This window comes from Polynucleobacter sp. 35-46-11 (genome assembly GCF_002281105.1).
Window position 1 is genome coordinate 1 of the sequence record NZ_NCFJ01000686.1, and the last position, 1,148, is coordinate 1,148.

The window sequence follows — 1,148 nt, forward strand, 5'->3', positions numbered from 1 at the left end:
AAAGCAGAAAAAGACGATTGACCATATTTGTAACTAATTGAATTATTATTGTTTTTAACTGGTCAGGTTTTTGTTGATAGATTGAGTAGGTTGACCAATTTTTTCGTCCAAGTCGGACTGTTTTAATTCACCTCGACGCAAGGGAATGACCCCAAGCAGAATTAAAACAACTACCGTAAAGGATGATAAATTATGACTACCAATATTCAAAAACAGGTGATGAACCTGAACGACGTACTCGCCATTTTAGGCATCAGCAAATCAACTCTGTACCGCTTAATTGACGCAGGTAGCTTCCCCAAACCATTCAAACTAGGTGTACGCCTTAATGCGTGGCGAGTCGAAACCATTGAAACATGGTTAATAACTAAAGGAGGTAACTAATCATGGATGCAATGATGAATACTTCGACTTTAACGGCAGAACTAACGACACAAGAAACAGCAGCAGTCAGCACCAGTATCGAATCTAACGGTTATCGTATGCTGGGTATTGCCGATGTGATGCAACAACCCATCGAAGTCGGTTGGTTAGTTGAGGATTTAATACCACTGCAATCGGTTGGGATGGTATTTGGTGCATCTGGGCTAGGTAAGTCTCATATTATGCTCAGTATGGCATTAAATGTGGCACTAGGTCGGCAGTGGTTTGGTAAAGAGGTTGAGCAGGGTCGAGTTGCCATATTGGTAGGTGAAGGCTCAGGCGGTATTCGTAAACGGTTAACCGCTATTGCTAAACAGCATGAACTAACCATAGATAACCATGTTCCCATTTCATTTAGTGAGATGCCTATTGGTATAGACACCCAACAGGGTTATGACAATCTAGTTGGCGTATTAGATCAGCTACCAGAGCCCCCTAGATTGATTATTGTCGATACCTTATCACGACACATTGCCGCTTCTAAAGAGAATGATAACGGTGATATGGCGAAATTCATTAACCAACTAGATAAGCTGAAACATCGGTACGATGCCACTGTAATTTTTGTTCATCATACTGGCAAAGGTGAGCAAGAAACAGCTCGTGGTGCTTATGCCTTAAAAGCAAACATTGATTTTAGTTTTTCGGTTAAAGGCGCAGATAAGCCTAAACTGATTTCACTTGAATGCGACAAAATGAAGGATGGTGACGATAATTTACCACCT

At 41.1% G+C, this 1,148-nt stretch carries 2 protein-coding genes; both read left to right on the forward strand.

The window, feature by feature from the left end; all coding sequences use genetic code 11:
* The first annotated feature begins 192 nt into the window (after window positions 1-192).
* Window positions 193-384, forward strand: coding sequence for an AlpA family transcriptional regulator (locus B7Y67_RS18790; protein WP_293599931.1), 192 nt, complete (start codon window positions 193-195; stop codon window positions 382-384).
* 2 nt (window positions 385-386) lie between these two features.
* On the forward strand, window positions 387-1,148 hold a 762-nt coding region (locus B7Y67_RS18795), incomplete at its 3' end, for an AAA family ATPase (RefSeq protein ID WP_293599932.1).